Annotated in this window: 4 protein-coding genes; all 4 read left to right on the forward strand. The window is 71.8% G+C overall.

Annotation, left to right across the window (positions count from 1 at the left end; genetic code table 11):
* On the forward strand, nt 1–624 hold a 624-nt coding region (locus ABZ281_RS39170; RefSeq protein ID WP_356662766.1), incomplete at its 5' end, for a CocE/NonD family hydrolase.
* A gap of 80 nt (nt 625–704) precedes the next feature.
* The gene (locus ABZ281_RS39175) at nt 705–1,685 is read left to right on the forward strand and encodes an alpha/beta fold hydrolase (protein WP_356662767.1); all 981 of its coding nucleotides are present in this window, start codon (nt 705–707) and stop codon (nt 1,683–1,685) included.
* Between the two features lie 38 nt (nt 1,686–1,723).
* Nucleotides 1,724–2,536, forward strand: a complete 813-nt coding sequence (locus ABZ281_RS39180) for an LLM class F420-dependent oxidoreductase (RefSeq protein WP_356662768.1) — start codon at nt 1,724–1,726, stop codon at nt 2,534–2,536.
* 368 nt (nt 2,537–2,904) lie between these two features.
* A complete protein-coding gene (locus ABZ281_RS39185) occupies nt 2,905–4,494 on the forward strand; it encodes an ABC transporter ATP-binding protein (RefSeq protein ID WP_356662769.1) in 1,590 nt (529 codons plus the stop codon).
* Nucleotides 4,495–4,547: the final 53 nt, after the last annotated feature.

A 4,547-nucleotide genomic window follows, 5' to 3' on the forward strand; every position in this document is an offset into this window, starting at 1 on the left:
GCCAACGACGGACAGCTGCTCCCCGAGGACGAGACCGGGGCCGCCCCTGCCGACGGCGCCGATGCCTACGAGGTCGACTACTCCGCCACCACCGGAAGGACCTCGCGCTGGTCCGACGGGTACGGCGGCGGGTTCCGCTACGACCTCACGGCGAACGACCGCAAGGCCCTGACCTACACCTCGCCGGTGCTGACCGAGGACTTGGAGGTCACTGGCCATCCCCTGGTCCACCTGTGGGTCACCTCCACCCACCCGGACGGCGAGTTCTTCGTCTACCTGGAGGAGGTGGACGAGAAGGGCGACTCCCACTACGTGAGCGAGGCGGTGATCCGCGCCTCCCACCGCGGCCTGGGCACACCCCCGTACGACGGCATGGGGCTGCCCTACCACCCAGGGACGGCGGAATCGGTCGCACCGCTCCCCGGCGAACCGGTGGAACTCGTCGCCGACATGCACCCCACGTCGAACGTCTTCGTGGCCGGCCGCCGGCTGCGGATCAGCGTCACCTGCTGCGACCGCGACAACGCCCAGGTGCCCCGGCGGGACCCCGTGCCGGTCGTGCGGATCCACCGGGGCCCCGGCCATCCGTCGCGGGTGGTGCTGCCCGTAGCGCCCCTGCTGTGACGGGCGGGCACCCAGCCCGTGCCACGACCAGGGCTCCCGCCGAAGCCCGGCCGAGTCCCCCGTAACCGGAAAGTGCCTTTATGAACACGGAAGTCGAAGCACGCCGCGAAGCCGTCGTGCGGGCCTGGCGCGAGACGCTGGAGTCCGACCCCGCCTCGGACGACGAGGACTTCTTTGAGGCCGGAGGCAACTCCCTCCTCGCGGTGCAACTTCAGCGCCGTCTGACCGAGGCACTCGGTCACCGGGTGCCCCTGCGCCACATCCACGACCACCCCACCGTCCGCGGCCTTCTCGGCCTGCGACCGCCCCGGCAGCCGCGTCCCGCACACCCGGAGGCGGCCGGCGCACCCGCCCTGAACCTGTACTGCCTGCCGTACGCCGGCAGTTCGGCCCGCATGTACGAACCGTGGAAGACCCGGCTGCCGTCGTCGGTGGCCGTCACCCCGCTGGAACTGCCGGGACGCGGTGCCCGCTGGCCCGAGCACGCCAAGTCCGAGCTGGAGCCCCTGCTGGACGACCTCGCCGGGACGATGGAGGAGGCGCACCATGCCCCCTACGCCGTCTTCGGACACAGCTTCGGGGGCATCCTCGCCTTCGAACTCGTCCGCCACCTGCGTGCGCTGGGGTTCCCGCCGCCCCGGCGCCTGCTGGTCTCCGGCTGCCCGGCACCCCATCTGGCCACGCCCGCCGAGACCACACACGACCTCTCGGACGAGGAGTTCACCCAGCGGTTGCGGCGACTGCGCGGCACCCCCGAGGAACTCCTCGAGAACGAGGAGCTGATGGAGCTGTACATCCCGATCCTCCGGGCCGACTACACCATCCTCGACCACTACAAGGCGCCCCCGGCCGAACCGCTCGACTGCCCCGTCTCCGTGTTCTACGGACGCGGGGACGAGGACGCCGGACGGGACGTCACGCAACCGTGGAGCGCGTACAGCGGCGGACCCATGACGATCGAGGAGATCGACGGGGACCACTTCTTCCTCCGGGACGCCGAGGACGAACTGCTCATGAAGATGGCACGGCATCTGGAGGTCCCGCGGCCAGGCAACCCGTGACCGGCCCACCCCAACGGCGATTCCGAAGAGAGAAGCCCATGTCCTACCCCCCTTCCGCCGCCCGGCCCGTCCGCGTCGGCGTGCAGATCCAGCCGCAGTACTGCTCCTACGCCGAGATCCGCCGCGCCGTCGCCCAGTACGAGGAACTCGGCGTGGACATCCTGTTCAACTGGGACCACTTCTTCCCCGTCTACGGCCCCGCCGACGGCGAGCACTACGAGTGCTGGACCATGCTCGGCGCCTGGGCCGAGGCGACCTCCCGCGTCGAGTTCGGCCCCCTGGTGAGCTGCAACTCGTACCGGAACCCCGACCTGCTCGCGGACATGGCCCGCACGGTCGACCACATCAGCGACGGGCGCCTCATCCTCGGCATCGGCGCCGGCTGGAACGAGAAGGACTACGACGAGTACGGCTACGAGTTCGGGACGCCGGGCAGCAGGCTCACGGCCATGGGCGAGGGACTGGAACGGATCGAACGGCGGTGGCAGCGGCTCAACCCCGCGCCCACACGGAAGATCCCCGTCCTCGTCGGCGGCAACGGAGAGCGCAGGACCCTGCGTCTGGCCGCCCGGTACGCCGACATCTGGCACGGCTTCGGCGATCCCGGCCAACTGGCGCACAAGCACAGCGTCCTCGACGCATGGTGTGCCGAGATCGGCCGTGACCCGGCGCAGATCGAACGGTCGACCCGGGTGTTCCGACGCGGCCCCGACGAGGTCGGCCGGGACCTCGTGGACGTGGGTACGCGGCTCATCCAACTCGTGGCGCAGTCACCCAACTTCGACCCGGCACCCGTGAAGGACTGGCTGGACTTCCGGGACGACGTCAACAAGAGCCTCGTCGCGTCCTGACCGCGGACCGGCAGCGAACCCCGGCCCAGCGCCCCGCCCGCGGGCGGTGGACGGACCGCACGCAACTACCCCAAGATCACGATCTCTTGACACGCCGGGGAAGCTCTAAGAGTATGGCCAGCACGCTGCTGACATGTGCCCACCAGGGCCGAGCCGGCCGGTGAACCGGACAGGACACCGGCGGTACCGGTGGGCCGGATCCCACCCGGTGGCAGCGTTCCAGGCCGTCCGAGGCCGCTCTTCCGCAGTGCCCCGCCGCCCGGCCCCGTCGCGCCGCGCTCGTGCCTCCCACCATGATCGCGCCCGCCGCGCCGCGGTCCAAAGCCAAGGCCCACGTCGATGAACCCCCCTGTACAAGGACGGCCTAGATGACCGAAGGATCGGACCTGCCCACTCGCGAGCGCCGGGTCCCCTACACCGACCCCGGCACGCCGGACCTGCGCAGTCCGGCCCGCTACCTGTGGTGGCTGGTCCGGATGCAGCGCGGCCGGATCCTGCTCGGCGCCCTGTGGGGCTCCCTGTGGATGTGCGCGCTGATGCTGCCGCCGTACTTCATGGCCCAGGCCATCGACGACGGTCTCCGGCAGCGCGACACGGACACGCTGACGTTCTGGGTCGTGATCATCCTGGTCACCGGCGCGGCCATCGCCACCCTCGGCATCCTGCGGCACCGCACCATGACCCTCATCCGCACGGACGCGGCCTACCGGACGGCGCAGGTCGTCGTCCGGCAGGTCACCCGGCTAGGCGCCACCCTGCCGCGCAAGGTCTCCGTCGGCGAGCTCACCCACCTGCAGGCGGGCGACATGGGGCGCATCGCCGTGACGCTCACCATCACCGGGCCCGGCGTCGGCGCGGTCATCGCCTACGCGGCCACCGCCGTCCTGCTGTTCACCATCTCCGCCGTCCTGGCCGGCGTGGTCCTGCTGGGCGTCCCGCTGCTCGCCCTCGCGGTCGGTCCCCTCCTCGGCAAACTGCACGGCGCCGAGGGCACCTACCGGGAACGGCAGGGCGAGCTGACGGCCCGCGCCGGCGACATCGTCTCCGGCCTCGGCGTGCTGTGCGGCATCGGTGGCAAGGCCGCCTTCGGCAAGCGGTACCGGCAGCGGTCGCAGGCCCTCCTCACCGACGGCTACCGGGTCGCCTCGTTCACCAGCTGGGTCCAGGCCATCGGCGCCGGCCTGCCGGTGATCTTCCTGGCCGTCGTCACCTGGATCAGCGCCAGGATGGCCGCCAGCGGAACGATCACCGTTGGTGAGATGGTCGCCGTGTACGGCTACGTCGCCGCTCTCCTGGTGCCCGTGTCGTTCTTCATCGAGGGCGCCGACGACCTGCCCCGCGGTCTCGTCGCCGCCCGACGGGTGATCGACATCCTGAAGCTGGAGCCCGATGTGGAGGACGGGGCGAGCCCGGCGGCCGCCCCGGCCGGACCCGCCGCCCTGTGCGACCCGGACTCCGGACTGACCCTGGAGCCCGGCCGGATGACTGCCCTGGTCTCCGCCCGCCTCGACGAGGCCCGCGCCGTCGTCGACCGGCTCGCCCGCTACGCCGACTCCGACGCGACCTGGGGCGGAGTCCGGCTCTCCGAGCTCGAACTGGCCGAAGTGCGGCGCCGCGTCCTCGTAGCCGACAACGACGCCCACCTCTTCGCCGGGGCCCTGCGCTCGGCTGTCTCCGTCCGCGACGACCACGCCGCCGACGAACTCGACGCGGCCTTGCGGGCCGCCGTGGCCGAGGACATCGTGGAGGCCCTGCCCGACGGCCTCGACACACGGCTGGAAGCCCAGGGCCGCAACGTCTCCGGCGGACAGCGCCAGCGCGTGCGCCTGGTGCGGGCCCTCCTCGCCGACCCGGACGTGCTGCTGCTGGTCGAACCGACGTCGGCGCTCGACGCGCACACCGAGGCCACCGTGGCCCAGCGCGTCCTCGAGGTCCGGCGGGGCCGGTGGCGACGGTGAGGGCCCAGGAGCTCAGCGCGAAGAAGACGGCGACCCCGCCGACGGCGAAGAAC

It is taken from the genome of Streptomyces sp. NPDC006265 (assembly GCF_040613555.1).
In the GTDB taxonomy this organism is placed as follows: Bacteria; Actinomycetota; Actinomycetes; order Streptomycetales; family Streptomycetaceae; genus Streptomyces.

Coding starts and splice junctions, on each gene's coding strand:
- ABZ281_RS39175 (WP_356662767.1), top strand. CDS start 705: ATGAACACGGAAGTCGAAGCACGCCGCGAAGCCGTCGTGCGGGCCTGG.
- ABZ281_RS39180 (WP_356662768.1), top strand. CDS start 1,724: ATGTCCTACCCCCCTTCCGCCGCCCGGCCCGTCCGCGTCGGCGTGCAG.
- ABZ281_RS39185 (WP_356662769.1), top strand. CDS start 2,905: ATGACCGAAGGATCGGACCTGCCCACTCGCGAGCGCCGGGTCCCCTAC.